The sequence below is a fragment of the Streptomyces sp. NPDC102441 genome (genome assembly GCF_044765585.1).
Taxonomy (GTDB): Bacteria; Actinomycetota; Actinomycetes; order Streptomycetales; family Streptomycetaceae; genus Streptomyces.
In genome coordinates this window covers 200,978-220,939 of record NZ_JBIWKH010000001.1, presented here as the reverse complement: position 1 = coordinate 220,939, position 19,962 = coordinate 200,978, and the positions used below count along the sequence as shown (strand labels likewise).

Below are 19,962 nucleotides of genomic sequence, written 5' to 3'. Positions count from 1 at the left end.
CCAGACCGGCAGTCCTCCTGGAGTCGCCATGTCCGTACGTCGTCGTCACACACTGAGAGCGCTCTCAGCCGCCACTGCCGTGGTCGCGCTCGCCGCCGGCTGCTCGTCCGCCAACTCGGGTGCCGACAAGGGGGGCGGAGCCGGAGCCTCCGGCGTGCTGACCCTCGGCAAGCCGGACGGGCCGCAGACCAACAACAGCAACCCGTTCCTCGCGACCTCGGCGAGCGCCACGCTCGGCTACCGGCACATGATCTACGAGCCGCTGGCGATGACCAACCAGATCCGCCCCACCGACAAGGCGGACCCCTGGCTCGCGACCGCGTGGGACTGGGAGTCCAACTTCACCAAGGTCACCTTCACGCTCGACGACCGTGCCGAATGGGCCGACGGCAAGCCGCTGACCGCCGAGGACGTCGCGTTCACCTTCGAGCTGCTCAAGAAGCACCCGGCGCTCAACGGCAACGGCATCCCGTACGACGGCATCACCGTCGAGGGCAAGAAGGTCGTCCTGACCTTCAAGGAGTCCCAGTTCGTCAACCAGAACAAGATCATCACGACCTATGTCGTGCCCAAGCACATCTGGGAGAAGGTCGAGAACCCGGAGACCTGGCCCAACCGCACCCCGGTCGGCTCCGGCCCGTACAAGCTGAAGACCTTCACCCCGCAGACCACCACCCTGACCGCGACGCCCAGCTACTGGAAGGGCGAGACCAAGGTCAAGGAGCTGCGCTACACCGCGTACAACGACAACAGCGCGGCGACGACGGCCCTGGCGAACGGCAAGGTCGAGTGGTCGTTCGTCTTCATGCCGAACTACAAGCAGCTGTACGTCGCCAAGGACCCGAAGAACCACAAGCTCTGGTTCCCCTCCGGGCTCGGCATCCACGGGCTGTGGTTCAACACCGCCCGCAAGCCGTTCGACAACCCGGCGCTGCGCAAGGCGATGGCCATGGTCGTCGACCGCAAGGCCATCCACGTCCAGGCCGAGGCGACCCTCTATCCGGAGATCACCAACCCCACCGGCATCCCGCTGCCCGCCGGTGACCCCTTCCTCGCGCCCGAGTACAAGAACGCCACCACGAAGCCCGATGTCGCGGGGGCCAAGAAGATCCTCGCCGAGGCGGGCTTCAAGCTCAGCGGCGGAGTCCTGAAGGACCCGGGCGGCAAGCCGGTGGAGCTGACCTTCACCGACCCGGCCGGCTGGAACGACTACATCACCGGGCTGTCCATCATCAAGGACAACATCAAGCAGCTGGGCATCGAGGCAAAGGTCAAGACACAGACCGCCGAGGCCTGGGGCACCGACGTGGCCACCGGCAACTTCGATGCCACCCTGCACTGGACCAACAGCGGGGCCACGCCCTACGACATGTACCAGAACATCATGGACGGGGCGATCCTCCAGCCCGTCGGCAAGACCTCCCAGCTGGGCAACTTCGGACGCTTCAAGAGCCCGGAGGCCACCGCCGCACTGAAGGAGTTCGCCAACGCGACCGAGGACTCCGCGCGGACCAAGGCCATGAACACGCTCCAGAAGATCATGGTCGAGCAGGCGCCGCTGATCCCGACGGCCGCGGCCCCGATCGGCGCCGAGTACTCCACGAAGAACTGGGTGGGCTGGCCCACCGAGGAGGACCCGTACGCAGCCCCGCAGCACACCCAGCCCGACGCGCTGGAAGTCGTGCTGAACCTCAAGCCCGCCAAGTAAGTACGGGGTATACCGGCCATGACCACCGAACAGTCCGCAGACGTGCGCACCGATGTGGTGCTCGAAGCACGCGGAGTGACCAAGCACTTCCCGGTACGGCGCACCGCCGGCGACCTCGTCGCCCGCAGACGCCGCACCGTCCACGCCGTCGACGACGTCTCGCTGAAGCTCCGGCGCGGCACCGTCACGGCCCTGGTGGGGGAGTCGGGCTCCGGGAAATCCACCGTCGCACGGCTGCTCGCCCAGCTGTACCCGCTCACCGCGGGTGAGGTCCATCTGGGCGGCAAGGCGGTGAAGGCCGGGCGTGGCCGGTCCTTCCGTACGTACGTCAGACAGGTCCAGCTGATCTTCCAGGACCCGTTCGCCTCGCTCAACCCGGTGCACACCGTGCGCTACCACCTGACCCGTGCCCTGAAGATCCACGGCCGGGCGGGGAGCGGGGACGCGGAACTGGAGACGAATCTGGCGGCCCTGCTGGAACGCGTCCAGCTGACTCCTCCTCATCAGTTCCTGGACAAGTTCCCGCACGAGCTGTCCGGAGGGCAGCGCCAGCGCGTCGCGATAGCGCGCGCGCTCGGCGCCGACCCTCAGGTCCTGCTCGCCGACGAACCGGTCTCGATGCTCGACGTGTCGATCCGGCTCGGCGTCCTCAACCTGCTCCGTGACCTCAAGGAGCGGCTCCGTCTCGCGATCCTCTACATCACCCACGACATCGCCTCCGCACGCTACTTCGCCGACACCACCCTGGTGATGTACGCCGGCCGCATCGTCGAGGGCGGCGACAGCGAGCAGGTCACCCAGCACCCCGCGCACCCCTACACCCAGCTGCTCATCGCCTCCGCGCCGGACCCGGACCGGGTCGCTGACGAGGCGGACCAGGAGGAGACCGGGAGCGGCGAGCCACCGTCCCTGATCACCCCGCCGGCCGGATGCCGCTTCCATCCCCGCTGCCCCAAGGCGATGGAGCGCTGCCGCACCGAACTCCCGCCGCGCTTCGACCTCGCCGACGGCCAGTGGGCGGCCTGCTGGCTGTACGACGGCACGACCGCCGAGGGAGCAGCGAAGTGAAGTACATCCTCCAGCGGATCGCCTTCTACGCGATCACCGCGTGGGCCGCCATCACCATCAACTTCCTCATCCCGCGCCTGATGCCGGGCGACCCCGTCGAAGCGCTGATGAGCCGCTACCAGGGCCAGCTCGACACCAGCGCCATCGCCTCCCTGAAGGCGCTCTTCGGGCTCGACGAGAACCAGTCGCTCTGGGCGCAGTACACCGACTACTGGTCGAGCCTGCTCGACGGCGACCTGGGCCTGTCCTTCACCTACTTCCCGACCCCGGTGGGCGAGGTGCTCTCCGACGCGCTGCCCTGGACACTCGCGCTCGTCGGGATCACCACACTGATCAGCTTCCTGCTCGGCACCGGCATCGGCGTCTACAGCGGCTGGCGTCGGGGCTCCTGGCTGGACGGGCTGCTCCCCGTCACCACCTTCATCTCCTCGGTCCCCTACTTCTGGCTCGGCCTCATCGCCATCTCGCTGTTCGCGGTGAAGTGGCCGGTCTTCCCCTTCGAGGGCGGGTACGACAGCTCCCTGGTCCCGGCCTTCGACTGGCCGTTCATCTCCAGCGCCCTCTACCACGGGGTGCTGCCCGGGGTGACGATCGTGCTCAGCGCCGTCGCCGGCTGGATCCTCGGCATGCGCAACATGATGGTGACCGTCTCCTCCGAGGACTACGTCATGGTGGCGCAGGCCAAGGGCCTGTCCGAGCGGCGGGTGATGTTCGCCTACGCCGCCCGCAACGCGGTCCTGCCCAACATCTCGGGCTTCGCGCTCTCCCTCGGCTTCATCGTGAGCGGCACGCTGCTCGTCGAGATGGTCTTCAACTATCCGGGCATCGGCTTCCGGCTCCTCCAGGCGGTCGGCGCCAAGGACTACCCGCTGATGCAGGGCGTCTTCCTGATCATCACGCTCTCCGTGCTCGCCGCGAACCTGCTCGCCGACATGGCCTACGCCCTCCTCGACCCGCGTACCCGTAAGGAGGCATGACAGGTATGTCCGTCACCGCCACCGACGTAGCCGTACTGGACGACGTCCCCGCACCCGCCGCACCGAGCCGGGCCAGGCTCCGCTTCCTGCGCGGCGGGAAGACCCGCACCGGGCTGCTGATCCTCGCGTTCTTCCTGGTCCTCGCCGTTATCGGCCCCTGGATCGCCCCCTACGACCCTGACGCGATGAGCGACCAACTGCTCCAGCCGCCGTCCGCCGCCCACTGGTTCGGCACCACCCACACCGGGCAGGACGTCCTCTCCCAGATCCTCGTCGGGACCCGGGGCGTCCTCATGGTCGGGTTCATCGCCGGTGTCATCGCGACCGTGCTGTCCGTGGTCATCGGGGTCAGCGCCGGATTCCTCGGCGGGGCCGCCGACGAACTCCTGTCCATGCTGTCCAACGTCTTCCTGGTCATCCCGGGCCTGCCGCTGATCATCATCATCGCGAGCTTCGTCGAGGACACCACGGACCTGCTGATCGCGGCCGTCATCGCCCTCACGTCCTGGGCCTGGGGCGCACGCGTCCTGCGTGCCCAGACCCTGTCCCTCCGACGGCGCGACTACGTGGAGGCGGCCCGCGCCACCGGCGAGTCGACCTGGCGGGTCATCCTCTTCGAGGTCATGCCGAACCTCACCGCCGTCATCGCGTCCGGCTTCGTCGGCACCGTCATCTTCGCCGTCCTCTCGGAGATCACGCTCGCCTTCATCGGCGTCGCCGACATCTCCCACTGGAACTGGGGCACCGTGCTCTTCTGGGCCCAGTCCAACCAGGCCCTGGCCCAGGGCGCCTGGTGGTGGTTCGTCCCGGCCGGCCTGTGCATCGCCCTGCTGGGCACCGCCCTGGCGCTGATCAACTTCGGCATCGACGAGTTCGTCAACCCGCGGCTGCGTACCGCGACCGGCGCCTCGCGGAAGGTCAGGATGCGGGTCGGCTTCACCCCCGTGGCCCGTACGGGCACGCCCACGCCGCCCGGAAAGCCCAGCAAGGAGCACAGCGCATGACCGCCGAGCCGATCCTCACCATCAGCGGCCTCAACGTCGACTACGGCACCGGCGCGAGCAGCGTCCACGCGCTGCGGGACATCGACCTCACCCTGCACCGCGGCGAAGTCCTCGGCCTCGCGGGGGAGTCGGGATCGGGCAAGTCCACGCTGGCCTACGCCGTCACCCGGCTGCTCTCGCCGCCCGGGGTGATCACCGGCGGCGACGTCCACTACCACCGGCCGGGCGCCGGACCCGTCGACATCCTCTCCCTCACCCCGGACGAGCTGCGCGCCTTCCGCTGGCAGGAGCTGTCGATCGTGTTCCAGGGCGCGATGAACTCGCTCAACCCGGTGCACACCGTCCACAGTCAGCTCACCGACGTGCTCAAGGCGCACCGCCCCGGCATGCGCCAGGCCGAACGCACGGCACGGGCCGAGGAGTTGCTCGGCCTGGTCGGTATCTCCACCGACCGGCTCGCCGCCTACCCGCACCAGCTCTCCGGCGGTATGCGCCAGCGTGTGATGATCGCGATGGCGCTCGCGCTGGAGCCCGAGATCGTCATCATGGACGAGCCCACCACCGCGCTCGACGTGGTGATGCAGCGGCAGATCCTGCGCAAGCTCGTGCAGCTCAGGGAGCAGCTCTCCTTCTCCGTCGTGTTCATCACCCACGACATCTCCCTGCTGATCGAGTTCTCCGACCGCATCGCGATCATGTACGGCGGCCGGATCGTGGAGCAGGCGGGCGCGGCCGAGATCTACCGCGACCCCCGTCACCCCTACAGCGACGGCCTGCTGCACTCCTTCCCCGCGCTGCACGGCCCCCGGCGCGAGCTCACCGGCATCCCCGGCTCGCCCCCGCACCTGTCCGCGATGCCCGCCGGCTGCGCCTTCCACCCCCGCTGCGGCAAGGCCTTCGAGCCGTGCGCCGAGCGGGTCCCGGTCCTCACCGCGCCGGACGCCGGCCAGGACCGCGAAGTCGCCTGCTGGCTGCACAACTGACCGATCCAGTCATACGCCCCCAGGAAACCCGGAGTTACGGAGACCCATGAACCTCGTCACGCCCCGCAGCAGCCTGCAGCCCGCCGCCGTCCAGGGACTCCCTGACGACTTCCGCTGGGGCGTGGCCACCTCCTCGTACCAGATCGAGGGCGCGGCCTCGGAGGACGGCCGCACCCCGTCCATCTGGGACACCTTCTCCCGCGTGCCCGGCGCCGTGCACAACGCGGAGCACGGCGACGTGGCCTGTGACCACTACCACCGGATGCCCGAGGACGTCGAGCTGATAGCGGGCCTGGGCATCGACACGTACCGCTTCTCGCTGGCCTGGCCCCGCATCCAGCCGGGCGGCCGGGGGCCCGTCAACGCCAAGGGCCTCGACTTCTACAAGCGGCTGGTCGACGAGCTCCGGGCGAAGGGCGTCACCCCCTGGGTCACCCTCTACCACTGGGACCTGCCGCAGGAGCTGGAGGACGCAGGCGGCTGGCCGGCCAGGGACACCGCCCTGCGGTTCGCCGAGTACGCCATGCTCGCGTACGAGGCACTCGGCGACCGGGTCGAGCACTGGACGACCCTCAACGAGCCGTGGTGCTCGGCGATGCTCGGTTACGCCTACGGGGCGCACGCCCCCGGCCGCACCGACATGGGCGACGCCATGGGCGCCGTCCACCACCTGCTCCTGGGCCACGGCCTCGCCGCCCGGCAGATGCGCGAGGCCGCGGGGAGCAGCCCGCTGGAACTCGGCATCACCCTCAACCTCGGCACCGCCACCCCGGAGACCGACAGCGAGGCCGACCGGGAGGCCTGCCGCCGTGCCGACGGCATGGGCGCCCGCCTCTACCTCGACCCGGTCGTCCACGGCCGCTACCCGCAGGACGTGGTCGACGACCTCGCGGCCCAGGGCATCGAACTGCCCGTGCGGGACGGCGACCTGGCCGCCATCGCCACCCCCCTCGACGTCCTCGGCGTCAACTTCTACCGCGGCGCGCTGTTCTCCGGAGTGACCGAGGACGGCTCGCCGACCGATACCGACGGTCTCCCCGTCGTCCGCGGTGTGGAGCGCGACCTGCCCCGCACCGCCATGGACTGGGAGATCACCCCGACCGAGCTCACCGATCTGCTGCTGCGGCTCCAGCGTGACTACGCGCTGCCGACCGTCATCACGGAGAACGGGGCCGCGTTCGACGACACCGTCGCGGCCGACGGGACGGTCCCCGACACCGGCCGCACCGCCTATCTCGCCGACCACATCGCAGCCATGTCCGAGGCCCGCAGGCAGGGCGCCGACGTCCGGGGCTACTTCGCCTGGTCGCTGATGGACAACTTCGAGTGGGCCTACGGCTACGACAAGCGGTTCGGCATCGTCCGCGTCGACTACGACACGCAGGTGCGGACGCTCAAGGACAGTGCCAAGTGGTACCGCGACACGATTCACCTCACCCGGAACGCTCGTCACGACCGGCCGTAACAGGAGGGCAGAAGTAGCCCCCGGAACCGGTCGCGCCTGTGTAACAGCATGAAAGAGACCTGGGCGGGCGACGCGTTTGTCGCCCGTTCGGGTTACTTTCGGAGTATGCGGAAGAGGCTGTTCGCCCCCTTGTGGGCCTGCCTGCTGCTGTTGGTCTCAGCGGTTGTGCTGGCCATGATCCCCGCTGCTCAGGCAGCCGCCCCCTCCGCGGTCGACGACGTGGCCACCGCGCTGCGCGAGGACCCCGTGTACGTCGACCCGGCGGCGTCCGGCCGGCTCTCGGCGGCCCAGGAGGCCGCTCTGGAGAAGAAGATAGTCGACGCCGACAAGCCGGTCTTCGTGGCCGTGCTGCCCGCGACGTCCGAGTACCCGCCCGAGAACCTCCTGCAGAACCTGCGCACCGACACCGGAGTCACCGGCGTCTACGCGGTCCGCCTCGGTGACGGCTTCGACGCGGGCGCCGACCCGCAGGTCATGCCGGTCAGGGCCGTCGAGAACCTCACCACCGCAGTGAAGGCACCCGGCACGGACACCGACGCCGCGACCCAGCTCAACGCCTTCGTCGACCGCGCCCTCGACCAGGCCAAGGGCTCCGCTCCGGCCTCCTGGTCCGGCGGCGGGGCGGCGGACGACGGCGCGGCGAGCGGTGCACCGGTGACCGGTCTCGTCGTCCTCGGAGGCCTGGTCCTCGTGGGCGGAGGCACCGCCTTCGCGGTCGCCCACCGCAACAGGAAGCGCAAGGAGGAAGAGGAGCAGGCCTCCCTGGAGAAGCTCCGGGTCGTCGTGGACGAGGACATCACCGCTTACGGCGAAACCCTGGACCGGCTGGACTTCCACCCCGCCGAGAAGGGCGCGAACGACGCGATGCGCATCGACTACGAGCGCGCGCTCGACTCCTACGAGGACGCCAAGTCCCGCATGGGCAACGCCCAGCACCCCTCCGACGTACGCGGGGTGACCCAGGCCCTGGAGGACGGCCGTTTCTCCCTCGCCGTCCTGGAAGCCCGCCGCAAGGGCGCCGCCCTTCCGGCACGCCGCCCGCCCTGCTTCTTCGACCCGCGTCACGGGCCGGCGGTCGCGGACGTCCTGTGGACGCCGTCCGGCGGCTCGGCCCGCGAGGTCCCGGTCTGCGGCGCGGACGAGGTGCGGCTGCACGAGGGCGAGGACCCCATGAGCCGCACGGTCGACGTCGGCGACGGCCGACGGAGCCCCTACTGGGAGGCGGGCCCCGCCTACGGCCCCTGGGCCGGCGGATACTTCGGCGGCGGCCTGCTCCCGGGCCTGCTGGTCGGCACCATGCTCGGCTCGATGCTCTCCACACCGGCGTACGCGGCGGAGTACGGCGGCGGTGACTTCGGCGGCGGCGGGGGCGGCGACTGGGGCGGCGGCGACGTCTCCGGCTCCGACTTCGACTCCTCCGGCTTCGGCGGCGGCGGGTTCGGCGACGGCGGTGGCTTCGGAGGCGGCGGCGGCTTCGACGGCGGCGGGTTCTAGACCCTGCCTCCGGAGCCCCGGCTTCCAGGGGACCCCGGCCGCTTCTGCTAAGCCTTCCCGGCCGCGTTCTCCCACGTCTCAGGAGCCCACACGCCCGAGCGCTTGAGCGACGCCGGGCAGTGCAGATAGATCTCGTCGATCTCCACGACCAGGGCCAGGTCGGGGCGCCGGCCCTTCACCGTCATCTCGTCGAAGAAGGGGGCGTCCGTGAGGATGCGGGCACGGCCGTTGATCCGCAGCACGGTCATCACGCCGGGTATCAGGTAGAGCAGACCGACGTGCGGGTTGGACAGGATGTTGTGGAAGCTGTCGCCGCGGCGGTTGCCCGGCAGGTCGGGCAGGGCGAGCGTCCGCGAGTCCAGGACCCGGGTGAAGCCCGCAGCGCCGCCGCGCGGGGAGGTGTCGCAGTTGCCGTCGGCGTCGGAGGTCGAGACGGCGCAGAACGGCGCACGGGCCAGCAGGCCCAGATCGGCCTCGGTCAGCTCGTCGTGAACCTTGTCGATGACGATCGGCCACGGGTCGCCCAGGATCTCCCGCAGCTGCTCCGCCGACTCCAGGGGCACCGCCCCGGCCAGGGGGTCGCCGACGGGGGAGGAGACGTCGGCGGAGGCGGCCACGGGCGCGGCGTTCGACAAGGGGTTCTCCGTACATCGCGGGGGCCCGGCAGCGGATCACTGCCCTGGCGCTGTTAGGCTAACCTTACTTATGCCTGCGGGTGCGTCCCGTCCCGGGGCGACAAGCAAGGGTGAGAAACAGTGCACAACCGCATGCCGCCGCCCCGGGTGCACGGGCTGTGAGCGGCCCGGTTCTCCAGGGAGCGAAGGAACGGCCGGCCGGGACACCCGAGCGGCGCCGTGCGCGCAGCCGCCCCGTCCTGGCCCTCGGACTGCTCGCCGCCGCGGCCGTTCTCCTGCTGACGGCTCTGGCGAGCCTCGCCATCGGCTCCGGGGACGTGGCCTTCGACGACGTACTGAACGGCGTGTTCGACCCGGACCTCGGGGTCAAGGGCCAGCTCATCGTCCAGGAAGTCCGCATCCCCCGCACCATGGCCGGGCTCCTCGCCGGTGCGGCGCTCGGCCTCGCGGGCACGGTGATGCAGGGCGTCGCCCGTAACCCGCTCGCCGATCCGCAGCTCCTCGGCATCAACGCGGGCGCCTCCGTCGCCGTGGTGTGCTCGATCAGCTTCCTCGGATTCACGGTCGCCACGCAGTACATCTGGTTCGGCTTCCTCGGCGCGCTCCTCGCCGCGCTCCTCGTGTACGGCGTCGGCTCGCTCGGCCGCGAGGGTGCCACCCCGGTGAAGCTGGCCCTGGCGGGTGCCGCGACGAGCGCCGTGCTCACCTCCCTGACCAGCGTGGTCCTGCTCCAGGACCGCGACAGCTACGACCGTTTCCGCTTCTGGCAGCTCGGCGCGCTCACCTCCCGGGACGCGGACGTGCTGTGGCAGGTGTCGCCGTTCATCGCGGCCGGAGCCGTCCTCGCGCTGCTGCTCGGCCCGCAGCTCAACGCCCTGTCCCTCGGTGACGACCTGGCCCGCGGCCTCGGTCAGCGGGTGGGCCTCTCCCGGCTGGTCTCGGCGCTCGCCGTGGTGCTGCTGTGCGGTGCGGCGACCGTCGTCGCCGGCCCGATCGGCTTCGTCGGCCTCGCCGTGCCGCACGCGGCCCGGCTCATCACCGGCCCCGACTACCGCTGGGTTCTCCCGTACAGCATGGTGCTCGCCCCGGTCATGCTGCTCGTCGCCGACATCGTCGGCCGGGTCATCGCCCCGCCCGGAGAGGTGCAGGTGGGCGTGGTCACCGCGGCCGTCGGCTGCATCCCCTTCATCTGGCTCGTCCGGCGCAGGAAGCAGGTGGAGCTGTGACCGGGACCCGTCTCCAGGAGGCGCCCGACGCCCGCCTCGCCGACGCCGTGCGCACGGTGAGGCGCGTACGTGGCCGTGGACACCGGCGCTCCGTGCTGGTGGCGGCCGGTCTGCTGCTGGCCGTGGTGGCGGTGTTCTGCGTCTCGCTGAGCGTCGGCGACATGGTGATGCCGCTCGGCAAGGTCGTGGAGACCCTCTTCGGCGGCGGTGACGGCGGCTCGCGGTTCGTCGTGCTGGAACTCCGTCTGCCCCGCGCCCTGCTGGCCATCCTTGTCGGTATCGGCTTCGGGCTCTCCGGAGGCGTCTTCCAGTCCCTGCTGCGCAACCCGCTGGCCAGTCCCGACGTCATCGGCATCAGCGCCGGGGCGAGCGCCGTCGCCGTCACCGCGTCCCTGCTCTTCCAGGTCAGCGGTCTCGCCCTGTCCGGGAGCGCACTGCTCGGATCGGTGGGCGCCGGTGCGGCCATCTATCTGCTCGCCTGGCGCCAGGGCGTCGTGGGCCAGCGCCTCGTGCTGATCGGCGTGGGCTTCGGCACCGGGCTGAGCAGCGTGGTCTGGTACGTGATGGCACGCTCCGACACCGCCGACGCCCAGGAGGCGTACCTCTGGCTGACGGGCACCCTCAACGGCCGTTCCTGGGGCCAGGTGTGGCCGCTGCTGAGCGCACTCGCCGTCCTCCTGCCGCTCACCGTTCTGGCCGCCCGCGCACTGGGCCCGCTCCAGCTCGGGGATGACGCGGCAGCCGGTCTCGGTGCCCGCGTCGAGCCCGGCCGGCTGGCCCTGCTCGGCTGCGCCACCGCCCTCGCGGGAGTCGCCACCGCGGCGGCGGGACCGGTCGGTTTCGTGGCCTTCGTCTCCGCGCCGATCGCCCGCAGGCTGGTCCCCGGCCGGGGTGCCGCCCTGCCGCACGCGGCGCTGACCGGGGCCCTGCTCGTCCTGGTCGCCGACTTCGGCGCACAGCACCTGCTGCCCTCGGTCCAGCTGCCGGTGGGCGCCGTGACCAGCATCATCGGCGCCCCCTACCTCCTGCTGCTCCTGGCCCGCGCCAACCGAGGGGGCAGCGGTGGCTGACCCGCTTGCCTCCGAGACCGATGACAGACAACCAAGGAAGGCGTGGCCGCGTCGTGGCTGAGCACACTCTTCGAGCCCAGGACGTCCGCCTCGGCTACGGCGACCGGGAGATCGTCTCCGGTCTCACGGTGGGCGTCCCGCCGGGGCGGATCACGGTCATCGTGGGCCCGAACGCCTGCGGCAAGTCGACCCTGCTGCGGGCGATGGCACGGCTGCTCGCCCCCTCGGACGGTGCCGTGCTGCTGGACGGCCGGAGCATCCAGGAGATGCCGACGAAGGAGGTCGCCGCCGTGCTCGGCATCCTCCCGCAGAGCCCGTCCGCACCCGAGGGGATCACCGTCTCCGACCTCGTCGGGCGCGGCCGTTACCCCCACCAGGGCTGGTTCCGGCGCTGGGGCCCCGAGGACGACGCGGCGGTCGCCCAGGCGCTGCTCTCGACGAGCACCCTGGACCTCGCCGACCGCCCGGTGGACGAGCTCTCGGGCGGGCAGCGCCAGCGGGTGTGGATCGCTATGGCGCTCGCGCAGCGTACGGACATACTGCTGCTGGACGAGCCGACGACCTTCCTGGACGCCAGTCACCAGCTGGACGTCCTGGACCTGCTGACCGACCTGAACCACGAGCACGGCGTCACCATGGTGGCGGTGCTGCACGACCTCAATCTGGCCTGCCGTTACGCGGACCACATGATCGCCATGAAGGACGGGCAGATCGTCGCGGAGGGCCGGCCCTCCGACATCGTGACGGAGTCGCTGGTCGGCGAGGTGTTCGGCATGCGCTGCTCGGTGATGGAGGACCCGGCGTCGGCCACGCCCATGGTGGTGCCGCTGGGCCGCCACCACGTGGGGGGCAAGGCGGCCCACCCCGCACCATGATCAACAATTGGTTAGGCTAGCCTAATCGACATGAACGATTCCGCTCCCCGCTCCCGCCGCGCCCGTCGCACTCCGGTCCTGATGGCCGGCGTCGTCGCGGCCCTCCTCGTCGGCCTGGCCGCCTGCGGCTCCTCCGACGGGGACGCCGCCGGCTCCGCCTCCTCCTCGGGCGGGGCGGACGGGGGCGCCTTCCCCGCGAAGGTCGCGACGAAGTTCGGCGAGGTCACCGTCGACAAGGCCCCTCAGCGCGTCGTCGCGCTCGGCTGGGGCGACGCCGAGACGGTCCTCGCGCTCGGCGGGCAGCCCGTCGGGGCGAGCGACTGGCTGGCCTTCGGCGGCCAGGGCGTCGGGCCCTGGGCCAAGGGCATGTACGACAAGAGCCCGCAGATGATCGGCACGCTGGAGCCCGAGTTCGAGAAGATCGCGGCACTCCAGCCCGACCTCATCCTGGACACCAAGTCCAGCGGCGACCAGACGCGTTACGACACCCTCAGCAAGATCGCCCCGACCGTGGGAGTGCCCAAGGGCGGCGACCAGTACAAGATCTCCTGGGAGAAGCAGACCGAGATGGTCGCCGCCGCCATGGGTGTCCCGGAGAAGGGCAAGAAGCTGATCGCGGACACCGAGGCGAAGTTCGCCGACGCCGTGAAGGCGCACCCGGAGTTCAAGGGCAGCACGGTCACGCTCGGCTCCCGCACCTCCGAGGGCTACGGCGCCTACGTCTCCGGCACCGGCCGCGTCGACTTCGTCGAGCGCCTCGGCTTCGAGAACAACCCGGCCGTCGAGGCCAAGGCCGGTGAGGGCTTCTCGATCTCCGTCTCCAAGGAGAACCTCGACCTCCTCGACGCCGACCTGACGGTCATGTCCCCCATCGGCATCCCGGCCACCGACATCAGCGACGACCCGCTGTACAAGGCGGTCCCGTCGGTGAAGGCCGGACACTCCCTCGTCTTCGACGACCAGGGCATCAGCCAGGCGTTCGCCACCGACTCGGTGCTGTCGACCTCCTACGCGCTGGACAAGGTCGTCCCGCTCTTCGCCGCGAAGATGAAGTAGCACCCGGTCGCCGTGGGCCCCGTGCCATCTGGTGGCGCGGGGCGGACCAAGGCCGGCTGGCAGGCCCCCCTCGTCGTGGGCCCGGCCGCCACCCTGCTGGAACCGGGCGAGGAGGAGACCGCCCTCTCGCCCACCCGCCTCGCCCCGCACGCCGAGGGGCCGGGCGAACGCCCCTGGGAGGAATCTCAGTCGCGCGTGGCGGTGACATCACCGTTCACGGTGGCCAGGGTCATGTCGTGCCCGTTCCGCTCCGTGGCGGAGGGGACCGCCACGGAGGTCCGGCCGTTTCGCGTCGTGGCTTCGACGGTGTAGGCGGGCGCGTCGTGGGGGAGCGCCACCCGTACCGAGCCGTTGGTCGTGAGAGCGCCGAGACGGGTCGGTGAGGTGGTGCTGCCGAGCGCCACGTCCCCGTTGACGGTCTCCGCGTGCAGGTGTGACGACCGCAGGGTCCCGGCGCGCACGGAGCCGTTACGGGTGACCAGCCGGACGGTTGCGTCGCTCAGCCCGGACCGGGCGACCGTCACGTCCCCGTTGACGGTGGTCAGGTCGAGCGCCGTCGCGACGCCGGCCACGTCGATGCCCGCGTTCCTGGCGGTGACCGTGACCGAGACGCCGGCGGGGATGCCGACCGAGGGCATGCGGGGGCACGGCCCGTCCTCGTGATCCCCGCGATCCCCGTACTCCTCGTGCTCCTCGTGCCGAGGGCAGGAAAGATCGAGGACCCAGTTGTCGTCACGGTGGGACCAGCGGCTGTCGATCCGGGCTCCGGTGACGACCCGGTCTTCATCGGCCGGCCGGAGACGCACACCGTTGTCGGTCGTGATCACCAGGTGCGTCCCGCGTCCCAGGGCGGGCGGTGCCCCCTCGGGGCCGGCGCCCGGATCCCCGCCGCACGCCGCGAGGAGGGGCACGACTGCCAGCAGTGAGGCCCGTTGCCGTCCGCGCGTGAAAGCCGTGAAGTTCATGCCTGCTCGCTTTCCCCGACTCGGGCCGCCCAAGGGCGCGGGCTCGTGAACACGCCCCGCTGGGAGGTTACGGACACAAGAAACGGACATAAGCCTCACGATTCGGTCCGTAACCTCCCACCGAAGCTTGGGGATATCGTGGAGGGTCGGCTGGTCGGGCGGAGAGGTGGGCGTGGCGTGGTGGCGGAGTTGGGGTCGGGTGAGCTGATCGAGGTGTTCAAGGCCCTCGGCAACCCTGCGCGTCTGCAGATCATGCAGTGGCTCAGGGATCCCGACGCACACTTCGGCGCGTACGAGCCGATCGCGGACCGCCGGACGGTCGGTGTGTGCGTCACACACATCCAGGCGAAGTCCGGGCTCGCGCAGTCGACCGTTTCCAGCTACATGAGCACGCTCGAACGGGCCGGGCTGGTGCAGCCCACGCGGGTGGGCAAGTGGACCCACTACCGGCGCGACGAGCAGCGGCTGGCGCGGGTGGCGCGAGCGATGGGCGACAGCATCTGATTGACGTATCGCGATGCGTCGATATGATTTCGTCATGTCGACCTTCGCCGCTGCGCCCACCGCCCTGATCGTCCACGCTCACCCCGAGCCCCAGTCGTTCAGCACTGCCCAGATGGCTGCCACCGCCCAGGAACTGCGGGATGCCGGATACCGGGTCGATGTCCTCGACCTCTACGCGGACGCATGGGCACCGGTCCTCGGCCGCGAGGAGTTCGCGCCGGTCGAGGGCTACTTCAAGCCGCAGGCCGAGCAGCAGCGCGCGGTGAAGGACGGGACGCTCGACGCGGTCGTCAAGGATCACCTCGACCGGCTGCTCGCCGCCGATCTGCTGGTGCTGTCGTTCCCGCTGTGGTGGTTCTCGCTGCCCGCGATTCTCAAGGGGTGGGTGGACCGGGTCTTCGTGATGGGTGCGGTCTTCGGCGGCGATCACGGAATCCGTGAAGACGGGGCGCTCGCCGGGAAGCGGGCCATGCTGCTGCTCACGACCGGCGGGTCCGGCGAGCGGTTCCTGCCCGGTGGCGCCTTCGGTGCGATGGACGACTTCCTGTTCCATATCCGCCGCGGCATGCTGGAGTTCGTGGGCTACCAGGTCCTGGACTCCGTGATCACCTACGCGCCGGCGCGCATGACCGAGCAGGAGAGGGTGGCTGCGTTGGAGGCCGTCAGGGAGTCCGTCGCGCTCGTGGCGGCGGAACCGCAGCCGGCCGTTCGCTGATGGGGGCGGTGGTCGAGCGGCTGTGGGCGGCCGGCGAGTTCCCGTTCCGTGACGGGCTGTACCGGGCGGACGACACCGGGCTTGAGCTGTATGTGGAGGGCCCTGGGGCCTACCACCCGGACGCCGGACAGCCCATCCCATTCCGGCTCGGAGGGCCGCTCGACGTGGCCGGGACCATCGAGGAGGACGGCTCCACCGAGGCGGACCCCTGCTTCGAGAGCCCGCTGCCGGACGGGTCGGGCTGGATGACGGGTGGCGGCAGCGGGATGGGCAACATCGGCTACCTCGCCCGCCTGGACGCCGACCACTCCTTGCGGTGGGTCGCCACGATGTGGGCGTCCAACCCGTTCGTGGACGTGCGCTACGAAGGGACGACCGCGGTCTTCACCAACGACTGGCGGAACCATCTGGCCCTGGACCTCACCGACCCGGCCCTCGCCTGACCCTTCGACCGCACTGTCGTTCGAAGCGGGGCGTGGGGTTGGGGTGGCCGGATGTGTGGCAGACGAATTGTCTTACGCTCGGATCATGGCTGACACCGTAACGATTCGCATCGACTCGGAGACCGAACGCGCGCTTGATGTCCTTACCTCCGACGGCGATTCCCGGGCGGCGGCCATAAGGCAGGCGGTGCTGGAAGCAGCCCGGCGCAAGGAGCGCGCGGCTGCGATGCGGCGGGCCGCTCTGCGTATGCCGATGGGGGAGCCCGACGGCGTCGATGTGGCGGCGGAGATCTCTCGCGATCGCGAAAGCGAGAGCCGGGGATCTACCTGGAATCGGCCGTTGTCGTGAAGCTCGTCCACGCCGAATCCGAGTCACACGCACTGCGGACGTTGCGACGGCCCTTCGTCGGAGCACGGGGGCGGGCGCCCGCCCCCGTGCCCCGACGGGCCGTCAGCAGTCGACGGGCGCGGAGTCGACGGTCACGTCGTCGAACCACAGGGTGTCGTCACCCGTCCCGTAGCTCTCCCATCCCAGCCGCAGGGCCGTGGGCCGGGGTGGCGTGGTGCGGGCGAGCCACTGCTGGTCGATGTCCTGGGTCGGGTCACCGTCGGCGTGCAGGCCCGGAACCAGCTCGTCACCGAGCCAGGTGTCGAGGCCGGGCGCCGTCGTGTCGATCGCGAAGCGCAGGCACTGCCAGCTCTCCGTCGGCAGCGGCTTGCTCAGCGCCACCCCGGCCGGGCTCTGGGCCGGGAGCGTGGCGTCGTCGATCTCCCGGTTCCACTGCAGGGCACCGTTCTGGCCCCCGACGCGCAGGCTCCGCCCGTCCTGGGCGGTGTCGGGCATGGAGACGAACGTGACGTGGGCGGAGGGGAGCGCGGTGGTGTGCCGGACCCACATGCGTACGTACACCACAGGGCCGGCCGAGGACAGGTCCACGGTGGAGGCGACGAAGGCGTGGTTGCAGTAGCCGGCCCGGCCGTCGACCCGCAGCGATCTGGTGCCGCTGTGCGCGACGGCGGTGTCGATGGCGGCGGTGCCGGTGCCCTGGCAGTCGGGTGCGGTGAACTGCCAGTCGCCGGACGGGGCGGGACCGGTCTGGTCCTCGAAGTCCGAACAGATCACTGCGCTGCCGCAGTCCGCGGCGGGCGCCGGGGGAGCGGCCGGCTCCGCGCCGCTCGCGGATGTCGCCGTGAAGCCGGACGCCGTCAGCACGACGGCCGTGAGGGCTGCCGCCCATGGGCGGCGCGGTAAGCGAGGGGGAAGGATGCGCACGTGTTCCTCCGAGTTGGGGGGGTGAGGGAGTGCGGAGGTGTGGCGGGAGTGGTTGGTCCCCGCCGGAGGTCAGCCGGTGGGTCAGCTGGTGGGTCAGCCGGTGGGTCAGCTGGTGGGGAAGCTGTCCGGAGTGCTGATCCGGCTCTTGAGCAGTGCTCCGGACTCGGTCAGCACGCCGCTGCTGCTGTAGTCACCGCCGGCGCAGGTGCCGGGCTGGAGTGCCGCGCTGCCCTCGGGGGCGTCGGAGTACGTCCAGTTCGCGTAGCTGATCTTCAGCTGATCGAGCAGGTCCAGCCAGGCCGTGGTGCTCGCCTGGTCCATCGCGCCGTCGCCGGTCGCGCTCACCGTGCCGAACTCGGTGACGAACAGCGGCAGTCGGGAGGCCGCCCGGCTCACCGTCGAGCGGTAGGAGTCCTTGTGGCTCGCGGCGTAGAAGTGGAACGCGTACATGATGTTGGTCGCGTTGACGGGGCTGTTGACGATCTCGCTCTCGTCGGAGCCGTCCGAGACCCCCAGGGAGGACCAGCCGCGGGTGCCGACGATGACGACCGAGTCCGGGTCGGCGGCCCGGACCACCGGGATGACCTGCTCGGCGTAGCTCTTGATGGACGACCAGCTCACGCCGTTGGGCTCGTTGGTGATCTCGTAGATCACGTTGTCCTTGTCGGCGTTACGGGCCGCGACGGACGCGAAGAACGTCTTCGCGTTGTCGAGGTTGACGTTCGGATCACCCGGCGTCAGCGTGTGGAAATCGATCAGGGCGTACATGCCGCGGGCCTCGGCCATGTCGACGAGCTCGTTCACGCGGCGGGTGAAGCCAGCAGGATCGGTCTCGTAACCGTCCTCCTGGACGTACATGGAGACGCGCAGCAGGTCCGACTTCCAGTCGTTCGCCAACGCGTCCAGGGACGCGTCGTTGTAGCACTCATCGAACCACTGGATGCCGTGCGTGCTCATGCCGCGGAGCTGTACGGGGCGGTCGTACTGGTTGCACAGGTTCACGCCGCAGACGTGAAGTTTCCCGTTGACGTCCACGGGGGTGCCGGCGGCGGCCGTGGCCTGGGGGGCCAGTGCGACCGTGAGGCCCAGGATCGTCGCGCAGGTCGCCAGGAAGGCGAGTAGGCGTTTCAAAGCGTTCCTCCTCGTGCGAAGCGGAATCGGCGTGATGGGGAGTGGGAGCGCTCCCAAGGCCCATCGGCCCGAGACCGTACACGGCGTGCCGACGCGCGTACAGAGATTCGACAGGCTTCGACGAAGAGCGGCCGGGAAAACGGCATCACGGAGCCGGCGCTCAACACGCTGAAGCGGAAACGGGAGTAAGTCCCGCAGGGGGGCGGCTAGGCCGAGGCGCGGACGAACGCGGACCAGGCGGCCGGGGGCACGGTGAGGACCGGGCCGTCGGTGACCTTGGAGTCGCGGATGTGTACGGCGGCGGGGTGGGCGGAGACCTCGACGCAGTTGCCGCCCTGGTCACTGCTGTAGCTGGACTTCTGCCAGTCGTAGGCGACTTCGAGGCACGCGCCGCCCTGGTCGCTGCTGTAGCTGGACTTGAACCACGAGAGATCCGTGCCGTGTGCCGCGCGAGTCATGACTCTCCAAGCAGGTCGTCCAGTAGGCGCGCGCTGTTCTCGACGGAAAGCGCCTGCGAACGCAGCATCCCATATTTCTGCTGGAGGACACTGACGGTATCCGGATCATCGTGGAGCACGCTGGTCAGCTGAGCCTCCACATAGGCCAGGTGGTCGTGATCGGGCGTTTCGAGCAGGACCATCGGGCCTGCCAGGCCGGCGTGCTTGGGGAGCTTCGAGGGCATGATCTGCAGCCCCAGGAAAGGGAGTTCCATGCATCGGCGAAGGTGCAGGAGCTGTTCCTGCCGGATGGCGGAGTCGCCGATCTCGCTGCGCAGAATGCCTTCCTCCAGGATGAAGTGGAGCATCGGCCGTGGCCTGCGTTCGAGGAGCTTCTGCCGGTCGAGCCGGGCGGCGACCCACTCCTCGCGCTGCTCCTCTTCGAGGGGTGGGAAGAGGCAGGAGAACACGAAGCGCGCGTACTCCTCGGTCTGGAGGAGTCCAGGTACGACCTGAGTCTCGTACCAGAGCAGCGTCACCGCCTCCTGCTCGTACTCCACGAAGTCCTGCACGAACGCCGGGAACCGCTCCTTCTGCGGCACCTTCGCCACCGCGACCCCCAGCACCCCCTTGGTGTCCAGCAGTTCGTCCAGCTGCGTCGCGAAGTCCGCCTGGAGTGGCCGGCGGCCCTGCTCGATCGAGGCGATCGTGTCCTCGCCCACGCAGAACCGGTCGGCCAGTGACGTCTGCGTGTGCCCGGCCGCGCGGCGGAAGGCGGCGAGCTGTGCGCCGATCACATGCCAGGACGTGACCCGCTTGCTCTTCTTCTTTGCCGAATGCATGAAGTGTCTCTCCCCGTACGCGAACCCCGCCGGACCCGTCAGCGCTCGTACAAACACGGTGTACGACCTGACGCGGTGACCCACAGTAGTG

Annotated in this window: 20 protein-coding genes and 2 pseudogenes; 16 read left to right on the top strand and 6 right to left on the bottom strand. The window is 70.2% G+C overall.

Annotation, left to right across the window (positions count from 1 at the left end; genetic code table 11):
- Positions 1-28: 28 nt before the first annotated feature.
- The 7 genes from ACIREO_RS01060 (at position 29) to ACIREO_RS01030 (ending at position 8,699) form a co-directional block, all read left to right on the top strand.
- Positions 29-1,708: an ABC transporter substrate-binding protein gene (locus ACIREO_RS01060; RefSeq protein WP_404103196.1), complete on the top strand. Its 1,680-nt coding sequence runs from the start codon at positions 29-31 to the stop codon at positions 1,706-1,708.
- Positions 1,709-1,726: 18 nt separating this feature from the next.
- Positions 1,727-2,776, top strand: a complete 1,050-nt coding sequence (locus tag ACIREO_RS01055; RefSeq protein ID WP_404103193.1) for an ABC transporter ATP-binding protein — start codon at positions 1,727-1,729, stop codon at positions 2,774-2,776.
- Positions 2,773-3,753, top strand: a complete 981-nt coding sequence (locus ACIREO_RS01050; RefSeq protein WP_404103190.1) for an ABC transporter permease — start codon at positions 2,773-2,775, stop codon at positions 3,751-3,753. The genes ACIREO_RS01055 and ACIREO_RS01050 overlap by 4 nt, the downstream gene beginning before the upstream one ends.
- Before the next feature lie 5 nt (positions 3,754-3,758).
- Positions 3,759-4,757, top strand: a complete 999-nt coding sequence (locus tag ACIREO_RS01045; RefSeq protein ID WP_404103187.1) for an ABC transporter permease — start codon at positions 3,759-3,761, stop codon at positions 4,755-4,757.
- Positions 4,754-5,740 (top strand): ABC transporter ATP-binding protein, encoded by a 987-nt coding sequence (locus ACIREO_RS01040; protein WP_404103184.1) that lies wholly within the window; start codon positions 4,754-4,756, stop codon positions 5,738-5,740. Before ACIREO_RS01045 ends, ACIREO_RS01040 begins: the two co-directional genes overlap by 4 nt.
- A 46-nt stretch (positions 5,741-5,786) precedes the next feature.
- Positions 5,787-7,205, top strand: a complete 1,419-nt coding sequence (locus ACIREO_RS01035) for a GH1 family beta-glucosidase (protein ID WP_404103182.1) — start codon at positions 5,787-5,789, stop codon at positions 7,203-7,205.
- A 105-nt stretch (positions 7,206-7,310) separates the two neighbouring features.
- On the top strand, positions 7,311-8,699 hold the full coding sequence (locus ACIREO_RS01030) for a hypothetical protein (protein ID WP_404103179.1): 1,389 nt from the start codon (positions 7,311-7,313) through the stop codon (positions 8,697-8,699).
- A 47-nt stretch (positions 8,700-8,746) separates the two neighbouring features.
- On the opposite strand, the gene ACIREO_RS01025 is transcribed toward ACIREO_RS01030, so the two are convergent.
- The gene (locus ACIREO_RS01025; RefSeq protein ID WP_404103177.1) at positions 8,747-9,334 is read right to left on the bottom strand and encodes an MSMEG_1061 family FMN-dependent PPOX-type flavoprotein; all 588 of its coding nucleotides are present in this window, start codon (positions 9,332-9,334) and stop codon (positions 8,747-8,749) included.
- A 158-nt stretch (positions 9,335-9,492) separates the two neighbouring features.
- Here ACIREO_RS01025 and ACIREO_RS01020 point away from each other — a divergent pair, with 158 nt between their 5' ends.
- The 5 genes and pseudogenes from ACIREO_RS01020 to ACIREO_RS01000 all read left to right on the top strand — a co-directional run.
- Positions 9,493-10,560, top strand: coding sequence for a FecCD family ABC transporter permease (locus tag ACIREO_RS01020; protein ID WP_404103174.1), 1,068 nt, complete (start codon positions 9,493-9,495; stop codon positions 10,558-10,560).
- The gene (locus ACIREO_RS01015; protein WP_404103172.1) at positions 10,557-11,630 is read left to right on the top strand and encodes a FecCD family ABC transporter permease; all 1,074 of its coding nucleotides are present in this window, start codon (positions 10,557-10,559) and stop codon (positions 11,628-11,630) included. Before ACIREO_RS01020 ends, ACIREO_RS01015 begins: the two co-directional genes overlap by 4 nt.
- Positions 11,631-11,650: 20 nt before the next feature.
- The gene (locus ACIREO_RS01010; RefSeq protein WP_404103169.1) at positions 11,651-12,505 is read left to right on the top strand and encodes an ABC transporter ATP-binding protein; all 855 of its coding nucleotides are present in this window, start codon (positions 11,651-11,653) and stop codon (positions 12,503-12,505) included.
- Between the two features lie 30 nt (positions 12,506-12,535).
- A complete protein-coding gene (locus tag ACIREO_RS01005; RefSeq protein ID WP_404103166.1) occupies positions 12,536-13,561 on the top strand; it encodes an iron-siderophore ABC transporter substrate-binding protein in 1,026 nt (341 codons plus the stop codon).
- 66 nt (positions 13,562-13,627) lie between these two features.
- Positions 13,628-13,735, top strand: a pseudogene (locus tag ACIREO_RS01000) (polyphosphate kinase 2); the annotation flags it as partial.
- A gap of 11 nt (positions 13,736-13,746) precedes the next feature.
- Here the strand turns inward: ACIREO_RS01000 and ACIREO_RS00995 are convergent.
- Positions 13,747-14,526: a DUF4097 family beta strand repeat-containing protein gene (locus ACIREO_RS00995; RefSeq protein WP_404103163.1), complete on the bottom strand. Its 780-nt coding sequence runs from the start codon at positions 14,524-14,526 to the stop codon at positions 13,747-13,749.
- 177 nt (positions 14,527-14,703) lie between these two features.
- Here ACIREO_RS00995 and ACIREO_RS00990 point away from each other — a divergent pair, with 177 nt between their 5' ends.
- From ACIREO_RS00990 to ACIREO_RS00975, 4 genes are all read left to right on the top strand, one after another.
- Positions 14,704-15,030, top strand: coding sequence for an ArsR/SmtB family transcription factor (locus tag ACIREO_RS00990; RefSeq protein WP_404103160.1), 327 nt, complete (start codon positions 14,704-14,706; stop codon positions 15,028-15,030).
- Between the two features lie 34 nt (positions 15,031-15,064).
- Positions 15,065-15,745 (top strand): NAD(P)H-dependent oxidoreductase, encoded by a 681-nt coding sequence (locus ACIREO_RS00985; protein ID WP_404103158.1) that lies wholly within the window; start codon positions 15,065-15,067, stop codon positions 15,743-15,745.
- Positions 15,745-16,188 carry a hypothetical protein gene (locus ACIREO_RS00980; protein ID WP_404103156.1) on the top strand — a complete coding sequence of 148 codons (444 nt, stop codon included), beginning with the start codon at positions 15,745-15,747 and terminating at the stop codon, positions 16,186-16,188. Before ACIREO_RS00985 ends, ACIREO_RS00980 begins: the two co-directional genes overlap by 1 nt.
- Before the next feature lie 85 nt (positions 16,189-16,273).
- On the top strand, positions 16,274-16,537 hold the full coding sequence (locus ACIREO_RS00975; RefSeq protein ID WP_404103153.1) for a hypothetical protein: 264 nt from the start codon (positions 16,274-16,276) through the stop codon (positions 16,535-16,537).
- 102 nt (positions 16,538-16,639) lie between these two features.
- Here ACIREO_RS00975 and ACIREO_RS00970 read toward each other — a convergent pair.
- From ACIREO_RS00970 to ACIREO_RS00955, 4 genes and pseudogenes are all read right to left on the bottom strand, one after another.
- Positions 16,640-17,338: pseudogene (locus ACIREO_RS00970) on the bottom strand (cellulose-binding protein); the annotation flags it as partial.
- Between the two features lie 228 nt (positions 17,339-17,566).
- Positions 17,567-18,649: a glycoside hydrolase family 5 protein gene (locus tag ACIREO_RS00965; RefSeq protein WP_404103150.1), complete on the bottom strand. Its 1,083-nt coding sequence runs from the start codon at positions 18,647-18,649 to the stop codon at positions 17,567-17,569.
- A gap of 149 nt (positions 18,650-18,798) precedes the next feature.
- On the bottom strand, positions 18,799-19,050 hold the full coding sequence (locus ACIREO_RS00960; protein ID WP_404103147.1) for a DUF397 domain-containing protein: 252 nt from the start codon (positions 19,048-19,050) through the stop codon (positions 18,799-18,801).
- Positions 19,047-19,871 carry a helix-turn-helix domain-containing protein gene (locus tag ACIREO_RS00955; RefSeq protein ID WP_404103144.1) on the bottom strand — a complete coding sequence of 275 codons (825 nt, stop codon included), beginning with the start codon at positions 19,869-19,871 and terminating at the stop codon, positions 19,047-19,049. Before ACIREO_RS00955 ends, ACIREO_RS00960 begins: the two co-directional genes overlap by 4 nt.
- Positions 19,872-19,962: the final 91 nt, after the last annotated feature.